Below are 23,684 nucleotides of genomic sequence, written 5' to 3' on the forward strand. Positions count from 1 at the left end.
TGTTGTAAAAAACCCGGTTTCTGAAGCCTCATGGGTGCTTGAATACCGACAAAAGAAACCGGGTTTTTATCGAGTTTATGGGCGGCAATCAAGTATTGTTGTAAAAAACCCGGTTTCTGAAGCCTCATGGGTGCTTGAATACCGACAAAAGAAACCGGGTTTTTATCGAGTTTGCGGGTGGCAATGAAGTATGGTCGTAAAAAACCCGGTTTCTGGAGCCTCATGCTCACAACTCAAAAATGTCGATCGCCAAATGCCAGTTTTTCTGATGCAGCCGATCGCACATCTCCCGTTTCTCAACCGTCAAATATTGCTGAAATTCCGGTTTTTCCAGACCGCTGCGCCACATTACCAGAGCATCTTCTCCGGTGTCTTCGTAGTATCGCTTGCGCCGTCCAGCCTCTTTAAAACCAAACTTTTTGTACAGGTAAACTGCGGCTAAATTCGATTCCCGCACTTCTAAGGTTGCCCGTTCTAATTGTCTTTCACAAGCCGATTTTAGCAAAGCCAAAAGCAGAGCTTGTCCCAAACCCTGACCTTGAAACTGAGGATGAATTGCCAGCATGATAATGTGAGCTTCTTCTAAAATCGCCCACAAACAACCGATACCAATGAGAGTTGGCGGAATCTGTAGGGGCGGTGTCTCCGTGCCCGCCCGGTTTTGAGCTGATTCACAGTCGTCAGTTTCCCATGTCCAAAGACCTAATAAATCGCTGTTAGGACTGTCTAACTCGCGCCTGTAGCCTTCGATCGCCCAAAGTCCCCCAAAACAAAGCCGATCGAGTTCGACTGCACTGTTGAGGTCTTCTGCGACGAGATGTTTAATTTGTAGAAAACGCACAGTCGATTTTAAATTTTAGATTTTAGATTTTAGATTTGATAATTACTCACTGCAAGGATGCTCCAGTTCGATCGAGTCTCAGTCAGTCAGCCTGCTTGCGGAATGAATCTGGGGGCAACTGACCCAATTGCTTGCCGTCAATTGTACACTGGGAAAGACCGTAAGGATAGTTATTGCGCGATGGTATCAACTCAATCTTTCGGGGTGGAATCGGGACTTAAGTATCTGTCTGAGTCTCAACAAGCCCTGCAAACTCGATCGCCCAATCAAGAACTGTTACCGCTGACAGCCAGTGTTAACAGCAGCGATCGGTTGGAAATCGGAGGCTGCGAGGTGACAGCTTTGGTGGAGCAATTTGGCTCGCCGTTGTATATTTTAGACGAAGAAACGTTGCGGGCGGCTTGTACCCAGTACCGGGATGCTTTCGGGCGTTACTATCCGGGCGAATCTCAAGTGCTCTATGCTTCTAAAGCTTGGAGTTGTTTGGCAGTTTGCGCGATCGCAGCGGACGAAGGTTTAGGCATAGATGTCGTATCCGCCGGAGAAATCTACACTGCACTGCAAGCCGGAGTCAGTCCCGACAAAATCTACTTCCACGGTAACAACAAGTCCCGCGAGGAACTGCGGCTAGCTGTCGAAAGCGGCTGCATTACCGTAGCCGACAATTGGCGGGATTTAGAGACTCTAGCAGAGTTGGGACAATTGGGTGTCAGCAGCCTCACAGGTGGGCCGACACGAGTTATGGTGCGGTTTACTCCAGGAATTGAGTGTCACACCCACGAGTACATTCAGACGGGTCAAATCGATAGTAAATTTGGCTTTGATCCCAACTCGCTCGATCGAGTATTTACTTTCATCAGCCAACAGCCGTCCTTATTTTGCGTGGGAGTGCACGCTCACATCGGCTCTCAGATTTTTGAACTGCAACCCCATGACGATTTAGCCGAAGTCATAATTCAGGCCTTGACAAAAGCACAGAGTTATGGTTTGCCAGCAACAGAAATTAATATTGGCGGTGGGTTGGGCATTCGCTATACTGAAGCGGACGATCCTCCCAGCATTGAAGATTGGGCTCGTACAATTTGCTCCGCAGTGGTAGCAGCTTGCGAGCGGCAGCAATTGCCATTACCAAAATTGCTTTGCGAACCGGGTCGATCGCTCGTCGGTACAGCCTGCGTCACTGCTTATACCGTTGGCTCTCAAAAAGTCATTCCGGGAATGCGGACGTATCTAGCTGTGGATGGAGGGATGTCGGACAATCCGCGTCCTATTACCTATCAATCAGTTTATCGAGTCCTCGCAGCCGGTAAAATGTCTGCTGCCTTAACGGAAACAGTGACAATTGCTGGGAAACACTGCGAATCAGGCGATGTTCTGATTAAAGATGCCAAATTGCCCGAGTGTCAGACCGGAGATGTCCTCGCGGTTACGGCCACAGGGGCATACAATTACAGTATGGCTTCTAACTATAACCGAGTACCCCGACCGGCAGCGGTTTTAGTGAGAAATGGGGAAGTTAACACGATTATACAGCGGGAAACTTACCAGGATTTGCTGAGGCTTGACCGCCTTCCTGAACGACTCGGAGCTCAAAAGTAAAAACTTAGAAGTTAAAAGTTAAAAGTTAAAAGAAAGACAATCCATGTTTACTTAGTGACGATTGCCTTTTCACTTTTAACTTTTGCCTTGTTCAGTCACGCGATTGGATTGACACTCCCCGGTCTAAAAACACGGGGATTTTCAGAGTATTCCTTATAACAACTGTTCATGGTTCACGGGTTCGAGTGCATCACGGTTCGCGGTTCACAGGCGGTAGCGTTCGATGAACCATGAACAATCAACAATCTGGCTTTGACTTGGCCCTGGTTCAGTCCTTATTGATTCAAGGGATCGATATTGGACTGGTTTTTGCCCTTGCGTATTTGGTGCTCGTCATTGTTGGCGAGCGCAGAACGCTGTGGATGGTACGGGGATTTATCATTTTGATGCTGGCGGCGGCGGTGAGCAACTGGGCTGGATTGAGGCTGTTGCACGTTGCGCTAAATAGCTTGGTGACTGGTTCGGCTGTGGCAATGGCGGTAATATTGCAGTCGGAGTTTCGCCGATTTCTGGAACAATTGGGTCGGGGGGAATTTCGGCAATTGTTTGGACGCGATCGCCGGCCAACTCCCGAACCGGACAGCGTAATAGATGAAATTGTGGACGCAGTAAAAGAACTTTCGCAAAACCGCACGGGCGCTTTACTAATTATAGAAACAGATTCTCCGATCGACGATCGAGATTTTTCTGTGCCGGGATTAAAGCTAAATGCTGAAGTTTCTAAAGAATTGTTGCAGACTATCTTTCAGCCGCAAACTTTGCTGCACGACGGAGCTGTTTTGATTCGAGGTTCGCGGATCGTGTCGGCGGGGGTAATTTTGCCTTTGTCCGATCGCACTGCGTCGCGGCAGTTGGGAACGCGCCACCGGGCGGCGATGGGGATTACGGAACGGGTGCAAGCTTGCGTGTGCGTGGTGGTGTCCGAGGAAACGGGTTCTATTTCTTTAGCCCAGATGGGACTTTTAAATCGACCTTTGACTAGCAACAAACTTAAGGAATTGCTGGAAGCAAAGCTGTTTCCGTCCGAGGGAGAAAGAGTTGTGGCTCCAATTCCGATCGGCAATCTCGGACGCCAGATAGGATTGAAGGGAGTGACGCTATTAAAACGGATACTGCGCCGTTAGTCGGGTAATCGGGAGAAACCATGAGTCAAGGAATTTGCTTGGAAAAGTTGCCGGAGGATCTGCAACAGGAACTACTGCCTAAGCACATAGCAGTGATTATGGACGGGAACGGGCGCTGGGCTAAGAAGAAGGGCTTGCCGCGGATTGCGGGGCACCGCCGAGGAGCTAGCACTCTGAAGGAACTGCTGCGCTGCTGCAAAGATTGGGGGATTCCAGCTTTAACGGCCTATGCTTTTTCGACGGAGAATTGGGGGCGGCCTGCCGGGGAAGTGGATTTTTTAATGAGTTTATTTGAGGGAAAGTTGCGACAAGAATTGCGGGAGATGGTGGACGAGGACGTGCAAATTCAATTTATGGGGAATTTGCAGGCTTTGCCGAAGTCTTTGCAGGCCCAAATCGAGCGTTCTGTGACGGCCACTCAGCATAATCAGGGGATTTTGTTTACGGTGGCGACGAATTACGGGGGGCGTCAGGAGATTGTACAAGCTTGTCGGGCGATCGCCACTCAGGTGAAAGAGGGCAAGTTGCAGCCGGAGGAGATTGATGAGGTTTTATTTAAACGCTATTTGTATACTGCTGATATTTGTGACCCGGATTTGCTGATCCGGACGAGCGGGGAAATGCGGTTGAGCAATTTTCTACTATGGCAAATGGCTTATTCGGAAATTTACATTACTGAGACGCTGTGGCCGGATTTTGATCGATCGGAGTTTCACCGCGCTTTGTCTGATTATCAGAAGCGCAGCCGCCGATTTGGCAAAGTCTAACGATTTTGGATTTTGGATTTTGGATTTTAGATTTTAGATTTTTTGGTTGATTTTTCAGTTTCCAAGTAGGTGTGGATTCTGAGGGAGCATCTCCATAAAAGTAAAAAACGTTTTTACGCCACCTGCGAGCGTCCTGCACAGCAAAATAGAGCGACCGGGACGATCGCAATCCCATGTAAATGCTTGCAGGGTTGAGGCTTTTTACCTGGATTCCCCATCTAAAATCTCATACCAATTTCACTCAGTTCCTGCTCAACATAACGATTTTAGATGTGAGATTGGAGGACAAATCTAAAATCTAAAATCTAAAATCTAAAATCAAATTAGGGGCCGGAGAAAACGGCCGCTTCAATGTCCTGACGTGAGAGGGAGTATTTGAATGCTCGCTGAATGTCTTGGCCGTCGGCTCCAGCATCGATGTAGCGGACGGTAAGTTGGTCAATATCGAGGGAAAGTTCTGCTTTCCATGTAAGTTGCTCGATCTGCCAGCAGTGGAGTTCTCGCCGATCTTGCTGGCAGCCGCGGCTTTTTAGCCACTGCTCGATTTCTGGGAGTGGATGGTTGTACAAAGGAGTGTCGGCGGAAGGAAGAGTCATGGGATTTTAGATTTTAGATTTTAGATTTTAGATTTGGGATTGAGGATTGAGGATTGCCGATTTTAGATTGGAGATTTGGGATTTGAGGGTTTAATTGCCGCGAATTAAGCCGATCGCGATCGCCAGTACCAAACATCCGATTAAGCTAGCTCCCATGATAAACAGGGCGAACATTTCTCCGGGGGAAAGAGGTCGATCCGTGGGATCTAGGTAAGCGGAGTTGGAAGTTTTTTTGCCCGATGCCGAAACCGGAGTATTGAAGCCTGGGGGTGGCCCAATCACGTTCTGGCGAGAATAGCCTATTTTGAGGTCGTAGGCGAGGCGACGTTCTGGGTTGCTGAGGGTGGCGTAGGCGTTGTTTAGCTGCTGAAATTTGGCGGTGGCGACTGCGGGTGGCAGCTCGGTGGTATCGGGATGGTAGAGTTTGCTCAGTTCCCGGTACGATCGCCGAATTTCGATCGGCGATGCGGAAGGATGCAGCCCTAACAAGCCGTAGTAACTAGAACCCAAGGGGGTTTTGCCGGGTATTTTCTGACTTTTGCTGTTTGCCGTTCCCTCGTTAGGAGTCACCTCAGCGCCTCTGGGCTTGTTTATAATTTTTGATTATTTTAGAGCAGATTTGAGGGTAGCGCCACTGTCTGCGATGTCGAGGGGTTGAGGGTGGGCGTAAGGCGACGGCAAGTAACATCAAACTCAGCACCAAGATATTCATGCCTTCGGCTTCATCGATTTGTTATGCGACTTGACGAAGTGTTTGAGATATCTGATATCAATTCCGATTATATCGGAATGATTAAACCACAGAGGGCACAGAGGACACAGAGAAAGAGAAGAGAGAGATAATAATTCCGATGTCAACGGATTTGATATGACTCACCGATGGATCGGATAAGCCGATTTCGCCAGAACCTTTTCTCGACACTGCGGATATTTTCTTCATATCTGAGTTGATCCAAGTAAAGCAGCAAATACTTCAATTCATCATCCGTCTCCTCCCCCTCAAAGGGGTTTACTCGCACCAGATTGCCATAGCTGCGCTCCCACTTTTGAGGTGTATCATCCACTGCAATGATTGACTCTAGACGATACCCTTTGCGCTTGACCTTTTTGAGATTTTTGCGATTGTAATATTCCAACCATTCCATATCGTAAGCAACTGTGCAGCGATCGCTTGCCCACACAAACGATAAAGTTTTAGGATTTTCAAAGAGGGCTGAGACAATTGCGCTCGCATAAGACGGCGAAGAAGATGTCCAAACTGCCACATCAAACCAGTCCAGGCAATTTTTCAAAAAGACATCTAGAAACGGTCGTTTGTAAATGTGATATGGCTCCACTAAAAAATCAGCTTGCCGAGGGAGAGATGCTTCGGCAGCATAAATTAAAGTTTCATCAAGATCGAGGATCAATAGTTTTTTTCTATAATCCATAATCAAAAATCGTTGATCACTATGTATAGCTCCACTCCTGTACCCAATTACTTTAAACTATGAATCGCCCGGTCGCAAATTCTGCACATCCTCAACGCTAAGCCCCGTATCTTGGGCGATCGTGGCATTATCTAGCTGTGAAAGTAATTGTCGGGCGATCGCTAGCGTTTCTTTTCGTATTCTTTCCTGTCTTGCTGCCTGTCTTGCTTCTTCAACAGCTTTAATAATTACCCCCTGTTGATCGTGAATAAACTGTTCCCTGCGTTCCAAAACTTCTACTTCTTCCCGACTTAACCGGGCTTGATTGGCAAGATCGAATGCTTTGTGGATTTCCGGTACGCTATCGATTGTTTCGGGAACTTCTGAGAGAATTCTGGCATATTTCATGAAATATATCCATTTATCTGTCAAAGTTTCTAGTTGACTTGCTTCTTTATGGGATTTAGGTAATTCTATAAACACTAAATTCATGGCATCTTCGGGATAGTTTAAATTGCTTTTAACTTCTTTATACACAAATCTCGAAATTAAGTTAGGGCTGTTGCGAAACATTTCAAAATCTGTAATGGTTAAAGCTATTAATGGCTTGAGCATTCGATAGCCTTCTCCTCTTTGCAATTGAAATGCGTAGGTTGTGGCTGCATTGTACAACACCCGATTGCCAGAATATTGAACGTTGAGAACTAGATTTTTAATAATGACTAAGGTGCCATCGTCTAGTTTGGCTGTGACATCAAGGTAAGTATCTTTTAAATTTTCTACTTGGATCGGCAGATTCTGGTTGATAATTTCTAAGTCTTGGATGGTGGGATTTCCTTCATAAATTAAGGCGTTGAGAAAGCTAATTAGAATCTCTTTGCTTTCTGAGGAACCGAAGATTTTTTTGAAGGCGTAATCGGTTTTCGGGTTGATAAATATCATGGTTGTCAGATTTAGCTTTAAGGCGATCGGTTTGGTGACGAAATAACCGGATTTGAGATCCGTCAAACTGCTGATTTTGTTTCAGGTAATGGTTTGACATTTTCCGGCAAATGTGCATTGGCGATCGCCAGCACTGGCTCCTCGATACTGTGTTCGCCGTCGGTGGGGAGTTGGCAAGAAATCAGTTCTGTGACGATGCGATCGCCCAGAACATCTTCCCAATCCTGCAACTGTTCTCTGGCTTTGATCGGTGTATTGACAGCCACGTCTACGCCCATTTGCTGAAGGTTGAGGCTGTGGGCTGTCGATCGGCGGTTGACACACTCCACCAGCCAAACGCTCAATCCGACTGCTGCCATCAAAGGCAAGACAATCCGGTAATCGCGGGTTAATTCAAACATCAATAGGATGGCTGTCAGCGGTGCTCTGGCGCTGCCGGCGAGGACGGCGGCCATTCCCACCATTGCGTAGGCGGCAGGGCCAGCGACTCGATCGCTCATTGCCGGCAGCATTTCCAAAAAGAGGCCGTAAGCCGAACCCAGGGAAGCTCCCAAAAACATCGCCGGAGCGAATATACCGCCCACTAAACCACTGCCGAGGCTGATTGCGGTCATCGCCAGTTTGACAAACAGCAGCAGCAACAGCAAAGGCAAGGAAAATTTAACATCTTGGAGCATGGCTTGGACTGTTTCGTAGCCAACACCCAAAATTTGAGGCAATTGCAGGGCGACTAAGCCGACTGCGGCCCCGCCGACGATCGGGTGAAGCGGCCGGGGCAGTCGTCCGAGCCAAGCAAATCCTCGGACTTTTCCTTGAAAACAGCCCTCGGCTAATTGAATTGCTTCTGTGTAGGCTAGAGACACTCCGCTCGCTAAAAGTCCCAATCCCATATACAGAGGCAGTTCCAGGGGGCTGCGGACATCGTAAACTGGCAAAGAAAAGGCCGGCTGAGCTCCCAAGCAGATTTGAGCGATGAGCGCCGAAACTACGGCGGAGAGCAAGACTACGCTGACTGAGGAAGTGGCGAAGGTGCTGCCGAGCACGACTTCTAAGGCAAAGAAGACTCCGGCGATGGGAGAGTTAAATCCGGCGGATAAACCTGCTGCTGCTCCGGCGCCCAGGAGCAAGCGCTGCCGTTCTGGGGAGAGCTGCAAAACTTGAGCCAGCAGCATTCCAAAATTAGCGCCGATTTCGACGCTGGGGGCTTCCGGGCCGAGGGAGGCGCCGGTGCCGAGGGAAACTGAGGCTGCCACCATTTTGGTGATGGGTTTGAGGGGGGAGAGTTCTTGCAGGCCGCGGGTGGCTGCAATTAAGGAAGACATATTCGGGCCAAAGTCCCGAAATCGCCACCGCATCAGCCCGATGATGACTCCGCCGAGGGTGGGAATGCAGGCTAGCGTCCAAGAGCCTTTCGAGGCGATCGCCCCCATGAAGTCTTCCAGCATCAGGCTGTGGATGAAGTGGATGAGGTAGTGAAAGGTGACGACGCCTGCGCCCGTAACTCCCCCTATGACTAGGGAGAGGATGAGCAGGAGGGTTTCTGGGCTGGGGTGCAGGCGGTTGAATAACGGGCTCAGTCGGGAGGCTTGGGGAGTTGCTGCGGTTGGCCCGGGTGGCTGCAGATCCACAGGAGGGATGGCTCTCATTTAGCGGTTAATTCTTCGGTGAGAAGTTATATAATTATTACAATTTATTTCTTATTTTCATTTTGAGTGATTTTAGGGGAATTGACAACTTAATTAAGGCGTATTTTCGGGTAAATTTTTGGGGCTAGCCGCTGAGGTGGAATGACTGATTATGAGGAGCGACGGATTTGGCGTGATTGTATGCTCAGTTACATTCAAACTTAGATATACTCTGGCTATAATGGTAATCAACTATATTTACCTTGTGGGTGGCTATGCCGATCGCATCAGTGAACTAGCAATATCATATAACTCAGTAAAAAACAACTTTCAAATTAAAGAATTGTCGATGGGAGATTTTCCCTGATAACCACAAATCTCAAACCACAAATCTCAAATCTCTAATTTTAAAATCCTCGCTCGCGCATACTATCATATCGGTTGTTGATTGGGCGGGATTCTTGGTCTGGGTTTGGCGATCGACATTAGCGGATCGCCGATGGTGGCGACTTTCCAGGGTGGGGATTCGAGCTGACGTGCTGCGATTAAAAAGGGTGCTCCTCGCTTTAGGCGATCGACGATTATTTTAGGTGGAATAAATGCCGATAAAAAAGGTTCGTTGACGCTGCCAATATATGCGTAAGCACCATTCTCTAGCCACCTTCCGGCAACGGTGTTTGTGTCATCTGGCGCTGCTGCTGACCAACTGTGGATCATGTGGATTGCTGCGGGAAATTGTAGTTTTGGTATGTCTTCAACTAAAGCGTCGCCGTTGCCCACTTGGAATGATTTTGGATAGCCTTTGGAATTAATTAATATTAAGTCAAATGTCCACGGTTTTGAGGCTAAACTCCGCCACTTTTCTAGGCTCGATTCGGGTTTCTGCACTAATTCGACATTTAAACCTATGGTTTTTAGTTCGCTAGCTGCTTCCTCCATTTCATATTTTGCCCAATTTCCTTCCTTGGGGTAACTGTCATAAAGCATGGCTGTTTGGCTGTCTAGAAATATGGCACACATGGCTTGATAGATCGATCGTACCTCGGAACCGTAAATCCAGCCGACAGCCGCCCAGCGTTCGCCGTTGGGGTGTCTTCCCAAACCGTCGGTAACGGCTAGTTGTTCCTCTGGTTTTTCAGGAGATTGATATTTGACTGCTAGTTGGCGTACAATGGTTATTGTGTCGATCGGGTCTGCGAGTTGAGAATAAAAAAATCCGGTTGATTCGACGGCTTTTGTAACTGCTAGTTGCAGAGTTTTCCACTGTGTGTTATTGAGGGTATCGTTGGGTTTCCCGAAGTTGCCTTCTAGAAATACTAAAGGTTGGCCGTGAGCGGCTGCTAAGGCAACTGCTGCTGAGCGTGCTGGGTCGTTTTCTGCTGTGATTACTACTCCTGGGGGTTCCCAGCCGAGTTGCTGCCATTTTGCTTTTAAGGTTGGAGTATCGGTGGCATTCCAGGCTGCTGCTGTGGCGTTCAGCATTAATTGCTGGAGTTTTTGATTTTTTGGCAGTTGCTGTTTGATGCTGGGCAAACGGACTATTTCTTCGGGTTTAAAGCGCTGCAAAAACATGGGGGCATATTTTTTGTCTTCGATGAGAATAGGCCAGTGTCCTTTGAGATTCCATTTTTGGATTGCTGCTAAGAATGTGGCTTCGTCGGGTACTAAAACTACGCGGTTGACTGTTGGTATATTTTCGCGGACGATGGCTGTTCGGAGGCCTGTTTGAATTGGCCAGGGTTCTTGTTTGGCTGAGGCGGGAAGTTGAAAGGGTTTTTTGAAAAGGCGATCGCACCCGACACCGATTATTGCTAAGCTTACAATAAGTGCGATCGTCAGAAATTTAAATTTTAACTGTTTTTTCATAAGGCAAGGGGAAGGGGAAGGGCAGGGAAGCAAAACACTTGATTATAAATATGAGCAATTTTGTAAATATTTTTAGGGGCTGCAAGCGGATTTTCCGAAAAATACAACAGAGAAAGCTTGTAAGTGCGATCGGGCTGGCAACTTTTAGTATTATTGCCTTAGCAACTACAGGTTTAATAATTGTCGCAGCGAACCGTTCGTCAGTCAAGCATCAAGTCCGGCAATTGCTGACAGCGAGAGAATGTCAAGGTTGCAATCTTTCCGGGGGGAATTTGAGCGAAGTTTTTCTGGAAGGCGTCAATTTAGAAAAAGTCAACCTGAAAGATGCCAATTTGTGGAGCGCGCCTTTGGTAAATGCTAACTTGAAACAGGCCAATTTGGCTGGGGTTTACCTGATAAGCAGCAATTTGGCTGGGGCAATTTTGGAGGTAAGCAATCTAGAAAAGGCGTTTTTAGAGGATGCTTATTTGGGAGGGAGTAATTTGATAAGTGCTAACTTAAGATGTGCTTTTATGAAAGGTATTTTTCTCGTTAACGCTGATTTGGAAGGGGCGAATTTGGAGGGGGCTAATCTGTGGATGGCTAATCTGGAAAGTGCTAATTTGAAGGGTGCTAATCTGAGAAATGCTTTGCTGTTGGATACTAATTTGGCAGGGGCGAATTTAAAGGGGGCGGTGATGCCTGATGGTACGCGGCAGGAATGAAAGTCAGTTGACAGTTGACAGTTGATAGTTGTCAGTTGTCAGTTGTCATTAATCAGAGCAGAGGGCGATCGCACCTGCAACCTTCATTTCTGGTTATTTGGTGAGGAGATGAAGGGGTGAGGTGCGATCGCTATTCTAATAGAGCAGATTTTACAAGCGCGTCGGCTGCTTTAATCATCTATCTAACTCAGCCAGTCTTGGACGCACTCCGACTCCAGAAACCGGGTTTTTTACCGAATCTGCAGGTCACCACCTGTGTATTTTCGTAAAAAAACCCGGTTTCTAAGCCCCTGTGCGTAAGTCATACCAACTTTACTTACACACGTTCTGCAAATCTTTGAACAGCTTTTGGCGCGAAAGCAGCAACTAAAAAAGCAGTTGTAATGTATTTCCCCTCAGAATCTTTGCTAGTTATTGTTATTGCACCAAACACAATCGCTGCAATCAGCGCAATAAAACTCATGGCTCGCATTGTCGAGTATTTCCCATTATCTTCCTGGAATAATTCGGCAAGCTCTTTTCCATGTTCTGAAGAATTTGGTTGAGTCTCAACTATAGAAGAATGTGTCATTTGATTAACCTCCTAAATGATTAAAGCTTAACTAAGTCCTAACTTAGTTCGAGTGTGGCTACCAACTATTCCATCATCTTCAAGTCCAACAGAACGCTGGAAAGCTTTTACAGCCGTTTGTGTATTTTCACCAAATACACCATCAACTGCTCCTGGATTAAATCCCCGATCGCGCAATCGCTGTTGGAGTTTTATAACGGCTGAACCTGTTGAACCAAACTTTAGATCCACAACTTGCGAATCATTTTCTAGCTGTTCGGGAGTGAATTGCATACCTAGCTTATCAGCAACTTGTTTTCTCAAACGGGGAAGTTGACTGTACAGCAAATCACCCGGACAATCAGTATTGCTGAAATCTCTGTGTCCCTTGATATTGAGCGGACTAATATTGCAAGAATCGCATAATGACACACAAAGTTCTACAAGGCTCTCCCATTGCTTTTCACTCATTTGGAAAGTCATGAAATTCCCTTCATTTTCAATACCAGGAGATTGATTGCCGTTGGCTAATTTTCCTGGATCTTGCCCTGCATGGGCTGACTGAATGCAAAACCCTTTTTTCACAGCATCTAGGGAACCGTGCCGACCTTCTAAAATCAACCCTCCGGTTGTATTTAAGAAGTTGTGTCCTGAGTCCGACCAATCATTATCATCCATGTGAAAGTTTTGAATGTTTCGCGCTAACTTAATCGCTCCTTCAAGCGTGCCTCTTGAGGCATCGTTGGGAGGATTTTGGTTGTTTGTATGATGGACAATTACATAGCGGGGAATAGTCATTTGAAAAGGAAATGTTCCAGATTTTGGCGGTCTGGCTCCCCACGCTGCTGCTGTTACAACTTTTGCTGTAAATGACATAAAAAATGACTCCGAATTGTTTAATTTGTAGGTGGAATTTCCCCCACGGAGGGGGCAACTTCTGTTTAGGCTATGGCTTTGAAGTAATGCTCAGCAATCTGCGCGATGAGATCGGCCCTGTCCCGTCCATTCACTATTTTTCTGGCCTTAGAGAAATCGCGTTGATCGCCCACAATGGAACCACTCAAACCTACACCCGTAAAGCTACCATCGCGCATTCCCCGAACTAGAATCATGGCAGCAATTTCAGGGAGAGCGGCTTTTTCTGGATTATCTATCAAATTAATTCCGAGTTTTTCGCTCCAGATTTGATAGTTGCGACGCCCTGTAATTTGGACAAAACCTCTGCCTTTAAAGCGAGGGCCATCACCGGGTTCAGTATTTCCTAAATCTTCGCGACCTTCATAATCCGACCCATCAGCTAATTCCATCATGAACCGTCCCAAAAGGGATTCATGTTGGGCCGTTGCAAAAACATAGGCAATTTGCCCTAGATCGACAACTCCATCGTTGAGACATTGATTGAGAATAAGAGGCAAATTTTTCTGAGCAAAGGGGCGAATTTCGGATGGGCATTGAGCAACATCTAAAATACGATCGATGCTAGGGAATCCATCGGGCATATCCGAAGTCTTGGGTGTGCGACTAACTATGATTATTTCTTCTGGCTTCACTTTCAGCAACTCAGCCCAGGTATTGCGATCAACTTTTCCAGTAACTTGTAGTCCGCCGGGGACAAATTGGCTTTTATTAGCAGGGCGCATCCGTTGAAATTGTTCGACTGCTGCTTTTGTGACAGACCCAAAAAGTCCGTCAATTTTGGCATCTTTGGGTAATAATCCCCAATCTTTCAAGCGCCTTTGCAGGATTTCTACCTCGTCAATCAGGTGAGGGCTATCAATAATCCCGTCATTGATTTGTAACTCGACTTTTTTAATGGTCATATTCAGTTCTCCAAGTAGTAATGATGTTTGTAGTAAGCACTTCAGTCTTTTGTTGCAGGTTTGGGAAAAATGCGGACTAAAGTCCTCACTACAAACTTTTTTTATTCAGGGGCTTTACCGGACGCAATTTTAATTGCAAACGCAGTAAGTTTTTCGGCTATTTAGAAACTCGATGCAGCCACATTGTTGCAGTAGATTCGATCGTGCTACTGTCCCAATTGTCATAAAAAGATAAAGCTTCACGCAAACTAGAGGCATTGCCCGCGGAGGATATCAATTTACCGCTGTATAACTTGTTTTCGCCTTTGTTATCTGGTGAAAATGAGGAATTTTTCCGATAGCCTGAGTGGAACCATTCTCCGGCTGGGTCATTCACAAAAAAGTCACCGTTGTTGTTATAGCCGCGAATAACTAGAATGTGACCTGAATTCGTCCAAAAACCGTGCAATATACAGATCTCGCCAGAATCGAGAGACCGAGTGATGTCTGAAAGACTTCCCTTTAATGTCAACTTATCTCTCAACCCTAAACCCTCTAACAATCTTTTGATGCCATCGGGAGAACCGTGATCTATTCCCAGCCGATCGAAACGTTTTTTAACATCATCTTCGTACTGTGGAAAGGAACCTAAATCTGCAACTTGAAAGTATTTCAGACACATTGCGGAACTTGTAGCACCGCAAGTGCGCCAGGGCTGAATCTCGTTATCTTCTTGACTGAAATACGGAACGTTATGATTGACAGCCATAATTTACCTCAAGGTAAGTGTTGTAAATAATTGATTTGGCTTCAGCTCGTTTGTTTGAGCTGATATGTATACAGTAGCGAGTTGTTATTGTACGGTCTATATAGATAACCTAAGTTGTTAAAGTTAAATACAAAAATAAAAAGACTGAGGCAACCTCAGTCTAACTAAGTAAACCTCAGTAAACTTCAGGTTATACTCAAGATCCAATGAAAAAATTTTAACCTGATGAATTTTGAAGAAGGGCTGAAACTCGCAGATACCGCCGTATTTGCCAAAACAAACAGACACTTAAAAGATATAGAAGTAATAATTCTGACAGGATCTTGGCACGGTCATGAGTATCATAAGATTGCAGAGACTTACGGATATGCTGCCGAATACCTGATGCAAGATGTGGGCCCCAAGTTATGGAAGCTGCTTTCGGAAGCTTTAGGGGAAAGGGTCAGTAAAAAAAACTTTCAAGCGGCATTGGAAAGGCGATCGCTCTTGCAGTCAGAGACAGCCGCACAGCCAATTGCACCAGAAATAGCGGAACAATTGGTCAACATCGAGGATTTTGGCGATGTTTCAGGAGTTACAAGCACTCCCTTACGCCAAGATTGGGGTGAAGCGCCGGAAGTCTCAAATTTTTTCGGCCGCGCCGCAGAATTAAATACCCTCAGTCAATGGGTACTCCGCGATCGCTGTCGCTTGGTGGCGCTGTTGGGTATGGGAGGTATTGGTAAAACGGCTTTGACTGCTAAACTGGGAGAACAAGTTCAGGGTGAATTTGAATATCTAATTTGGCGCAGTCTCCGTCATGCACCTCCCTTGCTGACAATCTTGACTGAGTTGAACTCATTTGCCAGCAGTTCCCCAGAAACGCAACTGCCAACTACTATAGGCGAGCAAATTTCTTCCCTAATCAAAAGTTTGCGCGATCGCCGTTGTTTGCTGATCCTAGATGATTGGGAAATGATTTTGCAAAGTGGAGATATCGCTGGGTATTACGGAGATGGTTATGAAGGGTACGGTCAACTACTGCGACGAATCTCAGAAGAAAGGCATCAAAGCTGCTTGCTACTTTTATCGCGAGAAAAGCCTGTAGAGGTTGCATCTTTAGCAGGCGAAACCTTACCTGTGCGTACATTACAAGTTAAAGGCTTAAAACAAACAGATGCAAAAATGCTGTTGGCATCCATTGGTTTTTCTGACTCAGAAAACGGCTTAGACGAACTAATACAAGTATACCGAGGTCATCCGGCTGCACTGAAAATTACTGCTACCACAATTCAAGAGTTGTTTAATGGCAATATTAGTCAATTTATGGGTCAAAGCTCCTTAGTTATTGGCGATATTTTTGCCAATCTACTTAACGAACATTTTCAGCGGTTATCGGATTTAGGAAAAGCTGTCATGTACTGGCTGGCGATCGAACAGCAGCCGATTTCCTGGAACCAACTGAAAGCAAAATTATCAGCAGGCGTTTCTAGTTCAGAATTACTAACAGTATTAGAATCCTTGGTAAGGCGTTCGTTAATCGAAAAAGAGCTTTCTCCCTCTAGTGCTGAAGCAAAATTCACTCTCGAACCCGTGATGATGAAATATCTCACCCATAATTCGATCGAACAAATATGCCAAAATATTCTCGAAGCAATGGAAGCGCAATCCACCGACAAGCTAGGTTTAATCGGAAGTCATGCTTTCGAGCGATCGCCCGAACTCAAGGACACTAAAATTACTCAGCTACACCCGATCTTAACCAAAGTTCGAGAACGCTTAGATTTAACTCGAATAAATAATTATCAAATGCAGCTAAAAGAACTTTTGTCAAAAGTGCGCGAGTGTCCTTCCCCAAAGCTTCAATATGCAGAGAAAAATCTTCTCAAACTGCTAGGACAAACTGAAATATAGCGAGCCTAAATCATTTGGGAAAAAAATCTAGGGTTAAAGAATGCTGTTTGAGTATTAGACTTAGATCCCCCCTAACCCCCCTTAAGAAGGGGGGGACCGGATGTACTCAAAGTCCCCCTTTTTTAGGGGGAAGTCTTCTCAAAGTCCCCCTTCTTAAGGGGGATTTAGGGGGATCTAGAATCAGGTAAAAACGAGATTTCTCAAGAGGTTCTATGATTCCAGGTAACTTAATTCATCCAGGGTTTTTACTGCAAGGTCGCTACCAAGTTATCGATCGCATTGGTGGCGGTGGCTTTGGCGATATTTTTGAAGTAGACGATGGTGGCATTATCAAAGTATTAAAAGTTTTGAATTTAGATAACTTTAATAACCCAGATATTAAGCAAAAAGCCACCATTTTATTTCAGCGAGAAGCAAAGTTCTTAATGAGCCAAAGACACCCCGGCATTCCTCGTGTAGAAAAAGACGGATATTTTAATTGGCCTGAAGGTAGTAGCAAACCGTTACCATGTTTGGTAATGGAGAAAATACCGGGGCAAAATTTACAAGAGTGGATGTTAGCAAGAGCGAATCAACCAATAAATACAGAAACTGCGATCGACTGGTTGACACAACTCACACAAATTCTCAATTTACTGCACCAGCAGCAGTATTTTCACCGAGATATTAAACCGTCCAATATCATGTTAAAGCCGGATGGGAAATTGGTATTAGTTGATTTTGGTGCGGTGCGAGAAGTAACAGAAACTTACTTGCGGCAACAAAAAGAAAATTATACGGCAACTGCGATTATTTCTGCTGGCTATACGCCAAGCGAACAAGCAGAGGGTCATGCAGTACCGCAATCGGATTTCTTTGCTTTGGGGCGTAGTTTTGTTTATTTACTGACAGGAAAAGTGCCGATCGATTTACATAAAAATCCTGACAATGGTGAATTGATATGGCGAGATAAAGCAACGCAAGTTTTACCACATTTGGCAGATTTAATTGACCGCATGATGGCTCCTTTTTTTGGCAAGCGACCACAAAACTGCCAGGAAATCTTGCAGATTTTGGCACGAGGAGACGCGCGATCGCCCTTGGAAAGCGTGGCGCAACCATTGCCAGAAATTAAACAATCCATCGAACCCAGTAAAACGAATCCTATTTTTGATAGGATTCGTTTTAACTGGGTAGGCAAACTAGCTCTAGCTAGCTTTTTTTTGCTAGGCGGTTTGTGGACTTTCTCACCCCAGATAGTATTTTATCTTAACAAAGAAGGTTTGAGCAATTACAAAAATCAACGTTTAGACAATGCGGAATTATATTATAAAATAGCTCTATTATTTCAAGAAAATGATGGAAGAGTTAACTATAACTTAGGCGTAATTTATGAAGACAAACAAGAGTATGACAAGGCTCGCGCTGCATATCAAATTGCTATCAATGCAGGTGTTAATAAAGCTTTAAATAATTTGGCGCGACTGGAAATTTTAGATAAACAATATGCGAAAGCTCTACCGCTGTTAGAAAAAGCTTTACCACTTGCCACAGATATTAAGACAACGTACACTATACACAAAAATTTAGGTTGGGCGCAGTTGGAGTTAGGGCGATATGAAGAGGCTAACAATAACCTGACGAAAGCGATTAATATTTCTAGCGATCGTTCTGTTGCTTACTGTTTGCAAGCGGTTCTTTTAGAACGTCAAGGAAATCAACAAAAATCTAGATTTAATTGGAAAAAATGCTATAATAATTTGTCGTCTGAATTGCCTGAAGAACAGAGATGGGTGCTGCAAGAATTCAGCAAAAATTTTCAAAATTTAAAGTTATAGCGTATCCCCGATAGTCCGGCAGGGGTTTAAACCCCTGCCTCAAAGCACAAGTCCTCGCTTCAGAGGACTAATGAAGATTTCCAAAGTTTATGCGATCGCTTCGCTATCGCGAACAATGAAAAATAATTTAGGTCATGAAAAATAATCATCCATCCAAGCTGACACCAATCAATCTCAAAGGCAAAACATTTACTTACTTTGCTATTTTTGGGCTGACGCCTTTAATCCCGATCGTCACAGCGTCAAGAGTTGATCCGATAATTAATGGATTGCATCCTCAAGTTTCAGGTATCGAGCGATCGGAAATGCTAGCGATCGACTGTGAGGATTATACTGCCGATCCTCGCGGGCCTCTTGATGTCTTAATTCCTTATATTATCAGTCCCCGACGCACTTTATTGCTGAACGATCGCCCGAAGTTGCGTTGGAATAAAGTTCCCGGTGTTAATAATTATACTGTGAGTTTAGTGAAGGGCGATCGCACAATTTGGGAAACAAATGTTAATGGAAATGAGGTAGTGTATCCGGGAACACCACAACTGGAACCGGGATTTGTGTATTTACTTGTGGTAAAAGCTGAGAACGGCAGGACATCTGACGAGGAAAAACTGCCCGATCGAAGCTTCCGAATGCTACCAACGACCCAAAAGCAACTGGTGAAAGGGGCGATCGAGCTAATTAACAGTCAAAAAATTGCCGAGAAAACCCAAGCTTTGCAACGTGCTTATTTTTACATCGGTTCGGATTTGAAATCTGAGGCGATCGAGACATTGGAAGCATTGGTAGCAACGGGTTTTCAAGAAGCTATTGCCTATCGCAAGCTAGGCGATTTATACTGGCAAGAAGGGGTGACATTGCTGGCTGAAAACCATTATCTAGAAGCACAAAAATTAGCTAGTGCAGCCAAAGACATCGGGGAGCAAGCGCAGTTAGAGGAGGCTTTGGGGGAGTTGTACGGGGCGATCGGCGAAAAGCAAGAAGCACTTCGCTGGTTGACGCAAGCCATAAACAGTCACAAAGCTTTAGGAAATACGCAAAGAGTCAAGGAACTTGAAACGCAGATTGCCAAACTCAAGGCAAGTTTGGCAAAACCGCAACGCTTTGCCGGAGGATGGGGGAGTTAATTTAGAGAAACTTTTGATTTTTCCCGGAGAACAGTTTTATATAGTGCAAATTTTAAATAGTAAAGTAAGAGGCAAAAACGCAAATGAATTCGGAAACATCTACCAATCAAATCGCATTTAACTTACTACAGAAAGCTCGCAATAAGTTTGAAGCCAAAAAATATGCTACTGCATTGCAGTATTGCCAAGCTGCATTAGCTATTTATCAAGAAATAGGCGATTCGACAGGAGTCGCATACACTCTAACCAATATTGGCAATATATACAGGAGACAAGCAGTAGATTCTTACGAAGAAGCTCTATCAACTTTTACAGGAAACAGTATTCAAATTAGTGAGGAAATAGCGCAAAGTATTAACTCTCCTTTAGAAACTCAACTAGATTGGTATGCTTCCAATAATTGGAATACTGAGATACTAAAACCTACTGATTTTGGTAGTTACATAGGTGATGGACAGCCACGATTTCCCGTTAATGCAAAGGGTGATGGACAGCCACGGTCTGATCGTTTTGTCAATAAGGGTGCTCGACGGGAGGTATGGTCTGATGATCGTACTGTCAAGAAGGGTGATGGACAGCCAGGGGGTGATGGAGAGCCAGGGGGTGATGGACAGTCAGGGTCTAATGATCCTCGCAAGAAAAATGGTAAAGGGCAACAATAATGCTAAATTAGCCAGAGCCAGAAAAAAACAGTCGAACTTTAAGAGTGAAATAATCAACATAAATTCTGGTCTCTTTGTGGTTAGCAAACTACGAAGAGACTATTATTCGTAGGATATAACTCATTTGTATAATATTTGCCTCATGTCTTTTAGCTTTAACTACCTCAGTTTTTTAACTGCAAGTCTGAGCTTTTTGCTGAACTTGCCATTAAGAGAATTGCATATACATCATCCAAATAGGATAACAACCACATTTGTAACACAAAATTCAACGGTTTCAAACCGTCAAATAGAAGCAGATTTGCTATTCGAGACAGGTCGGGAAAAACTTCGTCAAAACCAATATAAAGAAGCATTAGAAATCTACCAACAAGCTTTAGTAATTCGTCGAGAAATTGGCGATGTCAAAGGTATTGCAGAGACCACCCGTGCTCTAGGACTTGTTCATGCTTATCTCGGTCAATATTCGTCAGCTATTCAGTTATTAGAGCAATCTCTAACTATTTGTCAAGAACTAATTAATCAGGAATGTATGAGTAAAACTATTCATGAGATTGGAAAAGTTTATTACTGGAAAGGAGAGTTTTATAAAGCATTAGATTTCTATCAACAAAGCCTTGCAATTCGTCAGGAAATTAACGACAGAGCTGGTATTGGGAGTATTTTTAATAGCATTGGCTTAGTTTACGATAATTTAAGTCAATACTCTCAAGCCCTTAATTTATACGAGCAGAGTCTAGCTATTAGCCGAGAACTTAACGATCTAGCAAATATGGGAAGGACTCTAAATAATATAGGGCTAGTTTACACTGCTTTGGGCGATAATCTCCAAGCACTGGAGTTACACCGGCAAGCTTTAGTCATTCGTAGAGAACTTAACGACAAATCTGGAGAAGGATACAGTCTTCACAATATTGGGTGGGCTTACGAACAGTTAGGAGATTACTCCAAAGCTTTGGAATTTTATGAACAAGCATTAGCTATTCGGAGACAACTCGGCGGAAATGCCAGTATAGCGCGTACCCTTAGCAAAGTTGGATCTATTTATTACAGGCGGGAGCAATATTCTCAAGGAATAGACGCGCTTAAACAAGCATTATCAATTTTTCAAGAAGTGGGAGAAAAGGCATGGACTGGCAACACTTTTAATAGCATTGGTAGTGTCTATAAGGATTTAAATCAATTTGACCAAGCGTTAGATTCTTACCAGAAAGCGTTAGCAATTATTAAAGAAATTGGCGATCGCCAAACAGAACGCCTCATTCTTAGTAACATAGGGGAAGTATTGGCGAAACAAAATCAACCAGAAGTAGCGATAGCCTTTTATAAATTATCCGTTAATGTCACCGAATCAATTCGCAGCGATTTGCGCTCTCTACCCGCCGAACAACAGCTTTCTTATACAACAACTGTCGCCGATACCTACCGCCTCCTCGCCGATTTATTACTGCAACAAGACCGAGTTTTAGAAGCACAACAAGTCCTCGATTTACTCAAAATTCAAGAAATAGAAGATTATCTCCGTTCCGTGCGGGGAAACGAACAAACAGCACAAGGTATTCCCTTAACTCCTCAAGAACAGCAAATTCGCAACAGGCACAATGAAATTTTAAATCGAGAAATTCAACTAGGCAGAAAGCTGGCTGAATTAGAAAAAATTACTCCAGCTAATCGCACATCCCAGCAGCAACAAGAAATTGCCAATCTCAGGCAAATGCAGCAGGAAATGCGCGGCACATTCAATGAATTTATTAACTCCCCTGAAATTGTTGCTATTGTCCGACAACTCAGCCCTAGAGTACAAACTGTGAATCTAGCTCAACTCAATAACATACGATCGGATGTATTGCAGCGGTTAGAAAAAAAAGCCGTATTGATTCAGCCTTTAATTTTAGAAGACCGTTTAGAATTGGTAATAACAACTGCTGACTCTCCCCCATTCCGACGTACTGTAGCGGTTAAAAAACAAGAACTCAATCAAGCAATTCTGGAATTTCGCATGGCTTTGGAAGATCCCAACTCCGATGCCACAATCCCAGCCAATAAACTTTATAATTGGTTAATTAAACCCCTAGAAGACGATCTGACTGAAGCACAAGCTAAAAGCATTATTTATGCTCCTGACGGACAGTTACGCTACATTCCCCTAGCAGCTTTATACGACGGCAAACAATGGTTGGGGCAGCGGTTTGTCATTAATAATATTACTGCTATGAGCCTGACAAAATTCAATGTAGAAACTGCTGCTAAACCTCGCATTTTAGCGGGTGCTTTTGCTACGGGTCGTCATAATTTTAAACGGGGGTCTACTCGATTTGGTTTTTCGGGTTTGCCATTTGCGGGGCTAGAAGTGGAAAATTTAGCTGCGATGATGCCAGGAACTACAAAATTAATAGATCGGGAATTCAATCGTGCCACAATGATTCCGCGTTTGCCAGATTATAACATTATTCATTTGGCAACTCATGCTATGTTTGTTACCGGACAACCGGAAGATTCGTTTATTTTGCTAGGTGATGGGGGTCTAATTACCCTGCCCGATATTCAAACTTTAAACCTACTAAATGTAGACTTGGTAGTATTGAGTGCTTGCCAGACGGGGATAGGTGGTAAACTAGGTAATGGAGAAGAAATTTTAGGTTTTGGCTACCAGATACAGGAAACAGGGGCAAAAGCTGCGCTCGCTTCTTTATGGATAGTAGATGATGGCGGCACTCAAGCTTTGATGGTTGCTTTTTATACGGCGTTGCTGTCGGGAAATAAAAAGGCAGAAGCTTTGCAAAAAGCGCAAATTGCCTTAATTACAGGTGATGATTCGGTGTTGGGTCGATCGGCCAATTTATCAATTTTAGCTCAAACTCGCAGCGGTTTGAAACGGTCAGTGGCCAGTCGTTTGCATCATCCATACTACTGGGCACCGTTTATTCTGATTGGTAATGGTCTTTAGATAGTTGACTGTTGACAGTTGACTGTTGACAGGGAGGTTTTTAGATCGAACTGTTAATAAATTCCGGGAATTAGTTTTTTTACTCGCTGGCGGTACTCTGAATAGTCTGGATATTTTTTGGTTAACCAGGTTTCTTCTCGGTTGGCTTTGATCTCGAAAAGTATTATTAATAGTGCGCTGGCTATTAAGTGGGATATGCTCATTTGAAAAAGTGTCCAGCCGAGGGCTGCTAAAATTAAACCGCTGTATAATGGATGCCGCACTATTCCGTAAATGCCTGTTTGGACTAATTCTCCGTCTTCTCTGGGATATGGTAAAGGTGTGAGGTTTTTTCCTAAGTCTATCAATCCTTTGATGATGAAAATTAATCCGGTTAAGCCGAGAATACTGGCCATAAACCAGATAATATAAAGTAAGTGGGTTGATTGAATTTTTAATCCTGGCAGTTGATAGACTGGTAAGATTACAAATCCTGTGAGCAATGCTCCTTGCAGCAAAACTAAATATTCGCCGCGGCTGTTATTGCGCCAGCCTTCGCGCGTGAAGCCCCAGTCAGTTAAGATTTTCATAGTAAGACAAAGGAAGAGGGAAGGCACGACACTGATTTTGACACGGATACACGGATTAATTATCGAAGGTGAAGAATCGGA

General features: G+C 44.6%; 22 protein-coding genes. 9 read left to right on the forward strand and 13 right to left on the reverse strand.

Annotated elements, in window-relative coordinates; all coding sequences use genetic code 11:
* Together QT973_RS06245 and rimI are read right to left on the reverse strand one after the other, a co-directional pair.
* A partial coding sequence (locus tag QT973_RS06245) for a hypothetical protein (protein ID WP_333390934.1) occupies positions 1 to 224 on the reverse strand: 224 nt, incomplete at its 3' end.
* 2 nt (positions 225 to 226) lie between these two features.
* A complete protein-coding gene (gene rimI / locus QT973_RS06250) occupies positions 227 to 841 on the reverse strand; it encodes a ribosomal protein S18-alanine N-acetyltransferase (RefSeq protein WP_333055495.1) in 615 nt (204 codons plus the stop codon).
* A 180-nt stretch (positions 842 to 1,021) separates the two neighbouring features.
* Between rimI and lysA the strand changes: the two genes are divergently transcribed.
* The 3 genes from lysA (at position 1,022) to QT973_RS06265 (ending at position 4,331) form a co-directional block, all read left to right on the forward strand.
* Entirely contained in the window at positions 1,022 to 2,440 is a 1,419-nt protein-coding gene (gene lysA / locus QT973_RS06255; protein ID WP_333259468.1) for a diaminopimelate decarboxylase, read from the forward strand.
* Positions 2,441 to 2,670: 230 nt separating this feature from the next.
* Complete coding sequence (gene cdaA, locus QT973_RS06260; RefSeq protein ID WP_333055496.1) at positions 2,671 to 3,564, forward strand: diadenylate cyclase CdaA; 894 nt, start codon at positions 2,671 to 2,673, stop codon at positions 3,562 to 3,564.
* Positions 3,565 to 3,584: 20 nt separating this feature from the next.
* Positions 3,585 to 4,331: an isoprenyl transferase gene (locus QT973_RS06265; RefSeq protein ID WP_333055497.1), complete on the forward strand. Its 747-nt coding sequence runs from the start codon at positions 3,585 to 3,587 to the stop codon at positions 4,329 to 4,331.
* Between the two features lie 323 nt (positions 4,332 to 4,654).
* On the opposite strand, the gene QT973_RS06270 is transcribed toward QT973_RS06265, so the two are convergent.
* From QT973_RS06270 to QT973_RS06295, 6 genes are all read right to left on the reverse strand, one after another.
* On the reverse strand, positions 4,655 to 4,927 hold the full coding sequence (locus QT973_RS06270; protein ID WP_333039717.1) for a DUF3143 domain-containing protein: 273 nt from the start codon (positions 4,925 to 4,927) through the stop codon (positions 4,655 to 4,657).
* Positions 4,928 to 5,017: 90 nt separating this feature from the next.
* Positions 5,018 to 5,497: a J domain-containing protein gene (locus QT973_RS06275; RefSeq protein WP_333055498.1), complete on the reverse strand. Its 480-nt coding sequence runs from the start codon at positions 5,495 to 5,497 to the stop codon at positions 5,018 to 5,020.
* 284 nt (positions 5,498 to 5,781) lie between these two features.
* Positions 5,782 to 6,357, reverse strand: a complete 576-nt coding sequence (locus QT973_RS06280) for an HAD family hydrolase (RefSeq protein ID WP_333055499.1) — start codon at positions 6,355 to 6,357, stop codon at positions 5,782 to 5,784.
* A 57-nt stretch (positions 6,358 to 6,414) separates the two neighbouring features.
* Positions 6,415 to 7,278, reverse strand: coding sequence for an Rpn family recombination-promoting nuclease/putative transposase (locus QT973_RS06285; RefSeq protein ID WP_333259471.1), 864 nt, complete (start codon positions 7,276 to 7,278; stop codon positions 6,415 to 6,417).
* A 62-nt stretch (positions 7,279 to 7,340) separates the two neighbouring features.
* Positions 7,341 to 8,924 (reverse strand): chloride channel protein, encoded by a 1,584-nt coding sequence (locus tag QT973_RS06290; protein WP_333338848.1) that lies wholly within the window; start codon positions 8,922 to 8,924, stop codon positions 7,341 to 7,343.
* A gap of 411 nt (positions 8,925 to 9,335) precedes the next feature.
* The gene (locus tag QT973_RS06295) at positions 9,336 to 10,769 is read right to left on the reverse strand and encodes a hypothetical protein (protein ID WP_333390937.1); all 1,434 of its coding nucleotides are present in this window, start codon (positions 10,767 to 10,769) and stop codon (positions 9,336 to 9,338) included.
* Positions 10,770 to 10,819: 50 nt separating this feature from the next.
* On the opposite strand from QT973_RS06295, the gene QT973_RS06300 reads away from it, so the two are divergent.
* A complete protein-coding gene (locus QT973_RS06300) occupies positions 10,820 to 11,473 on the forward strand; it encodes a pentapeptide repeat-containing protein (protein ID WP_333390939.1) in 654 nt (217 codons plus the stop codon).
* 316 nt (positions 11,474 to 11,789) lie between these two features.
* Here the strand turns inward: QT973_RS06300 and QT973_RS06305 are convergent, their stop codons facing one another.
* From QT973_RS06305 to QT973_RS06320, 4 genes are all read right to left on the reverse strand, one after another.
* Positions 11,790 to 12,044, reverse strand: coding sequence for a hypothetical protein (locus QT973_RS06305; protein WP_333055503.1), 255 nt, complete (start codon positions 12,042 to 12,044; stop codon positions 11,790 to 11,792).
* A gap of 27 nt (positions 12,045 to 12,071) precedes the next feature.
* Complete coding sequence (locus QT973_RS06310) at positions 12,072 to 12,899, reverse strand: N-acetylmuramoyl-L-alanine amidase (RefSeq protein ID WP_333055504.1); 828 nt, start codon at positions 12,897 to 12,899, stop codon at positions 12,072 to 12,074.
* A gap of 65 nt (positions 12,900 to 12,964) precedes the next feature.
* Positions 12,965 to 13,843, reverse strand: coding sequence for a peptidoglycan-binding protein (locus QT973_RS06315; RefSeq protein WP_333055505.1), 879 nt, complete (start codon positions 13,841 to 13,843; stop codon positions 12,965 to 12,967).
* A 157-nt stretch (positions 13,844 to 14,000) separates the two neighbouring features.
* The gene (locus tag QT973_RS06320) at positions 14,001 to 14,591 is read right to left on the reverse strand and encodes a C39 family peptidase (RefSeq protein ID WP_333055506.1); all 591 of its coding nucleotides are present in this window, start codon (positions 14,589 to 14,591) and stop codon (positions 14,001 to 14,003) included.
* Between the two features lie 225 nt (positions 14,592 to 14,816).
* Here QT973_RS06320 and QT973_RS06325 point away from each other — a divergent pair, with 225 nt between their 5' ends.
* The 5 genes from QT973_RS06325 to QT973_RS06345 all read left to right on the forward strand — a co-directional run bounded on the left by QT973_RS06325 (position 14,817) and on the right by QT973_RS06345 (position 23,034).
* On the forward strand, positions 14,817 to 16,484 hold the full coding sequence (locus tag QT973_RS06325; protein WP_333055507.1) for an NB-ARC domain-containing protein: 1,668 nt from the start codon (positions 14,817 to 14,819) through the stop codon (positions 16,482 to 16,484).
* 212 nt (positions 16,485 to 16,696) lie between these two features.
* Positions 16,697 to 18,301, forward strand: a complete 1,605-nt coding sequence (locus QT973_RS06330) for a protein kinase domain-containing protein (RefSeq protein ID WP_333055508.1) — start codon at positions 16,697 to 16,699, stop codon at positions 18,299 to 18,301.
* Positions 18,302 to 18,435: 134 nt separating this feature from the next.
* Positions 18,436 to 19,425: a tetratricopeptide repeat protein gene (locus QT973_RS06335; RefSeq protein ID WP_333055509.1), complete on the forward strand. Its 990-nt coding sequence runs from the start codon at positions 18,436 to 18,438 to the stop codon at positions 19,423 to 19,425.
* A gap of 83 nt (positions 19,426 to 19,508) precedes the next feature.
* Entirely contained in the window at positions 19,509 to 20,087 is a 579-nt protein-coding gene (locus tag QT973_RS06340) for a tetratricopeptide repeat protein (RefSeq protein ID WP_333055510.1), read from the forward strand.
* Positions 20,088 to 20,388: 301 nt separating this feature from the next.
* On the forward strand, positions 20,389 to 23,034 hold the full coding sequence (locus tag QT973_RS06345) for a tetratricopeptide repeat protein (protein ID WP_333390943.1): 2,646 nt from the start codon (positions 20,389 to 20,391) through the stop codon (positions 23,032 to 23,034).
* Between the two features lie 53 nt (positions 23,035 to 23,087).
* Here QT973_RS06345 and QT973_RS06350 read toward each other — a convergent pair whose 3' ends face one another.
* Positions 23,088 to 23,603, reverse strand: coding sequence for an isoprenylcysteine carboxylmethyltransferase family protein (locus tag QT973_RS06350; protein ID WP_333390946.1), 516 nt, complete (start codon positions 23,601 to 23,603; stop codon positions 23,088 to 23,090).
* Positions 23,604 to 23,684: the final 81 nt, after the last annotated feature.

The sequence above is a fragment of the Microcoleus sp. Z1_A1 genome (genome assembly GCF_036700305.1).
GTDB lineage: Bacteria > Cyanobacteriota > Cyanobacteriia > Cyanobacteriales > Microcoleaceae > Microcoleus.

Coding starts and splice junctions, on each gene's coding strand:
- lysA (WP_333259468.1), top strand. CDS start 1,022: ATGGTATCAACTCAATCTTTCGGGGTGGAATCGGGACTTAAGTATCTG.
- cdaA (WP_333055496.1), top strand. CDS start 2,671: ATGAACAATCAACAATCTGGCTTTGACTTGGCCCTGGTTCAGTCCTTA.
- QT973_RS06265 (WP_333055497.1), top strand. CDS start 3,585: ATGAGTCAAGGAATTTGCTTGGAAAAGTTGCCGGAGGATCTGCAACAG.
- QT973_RS06270 (WP_333039717.1), bottom strand. CDS start 4,927: ATGACTCTTCCTTCCGCCGACACTCCTTTGTACAACCATCCACTCCCA.
- QT973_RS06280 (WP_333055499.1), bottom strand. CDS start 6,357: ATGGATTATAGAAAAAAACTATTGATCCTCGATCTTGATGAAACTTTA.
- QT973_RS06285 (WP_333259471.1), bottom strand. CDS start 7,278: ATGATATTTATCAACCCGAAAACCGATTACGCCTTCAAAAAAATCTTC.
- QT973_RS06290 (WP_333338848.1), bottom strand. CDS start 8,924: ATGAGAGCCATCCCTCCTGTGGATCTGCAGCCACCCGGGCCAACCGCA.
- QT973_RS06295 (WP_333390937.1), bottom strand. CDS start 10,769: ATGAAAAAACAGTTAAAATTTAAATTTCTGACGATCGCACTTATTGTA.
- QT973_RS06300 (WP_333390939.1), top strand. CDS start 10,820: ATGAGCAATTTTGTAAATATTTTTAGGGGCTGCAAGCGGATTTTCCGA.
- QT973_RS06305 (WP_333055503.1), bottom strand. CDS start 12,044: ATGACACATTCTTCTATAGTTGAGACTCAACCAAATTCTTCAGAACAT.
- QT973_RS06310 (WP_333055504.1), bottom strand. CDS start 12,899: ATGTCATTTACAGCAAAAGTTGTAACAGCAGCAGCGTGGGGAGCCAGA.
- QT973_RS06315 (WP_333055505.1), bottom strand. CDS start 13,843: ATGACCATTAAAAAAGTCGAGTTACAAATCAATGACGGGATTATTGAT.
- QT973_RS06320 (WP_333055506.1), bottom strand. CDS start 14,591: ATGGCTGTCAATCATAACGTTCCGTATTTCAGTCAAGAAGATAACGAG.
- QT973_RS06325 (WP_333055507.1), top strand. CDS start 14,817: ATGAATTTTGAAGAAGGGCTGAAACTCGCAGATACCGCCGTATTTGCC.
- QT973_RS06330 (WP_333055508.1), top strand. CDS start 16,697: ATGATTCCAGGTAACTTAATTCATCCAGGGTTTTTACTGCAAGGTCGC.
- QT973_RS06335 (WP_333055509.1), top strand. CDS start 18,436: ATGAAAAATAATCATCCATCCAAGCTGACACCAATCAATCTCAAAGGC.
- QT973_RS06340 (WP_333055510.1), top strand. CDS start 19,509: ATGAATTCGGAAACATCTACCAATCAAATCGCATTTAACTTACTACAG.
- QT973_RS06350 (WP_333390946.1), bottom strand. CDS start 23,603: ATGAAAATCTTAACTGACTGGGGCTTCACGCGCGAAGGCTGGCGCAAT.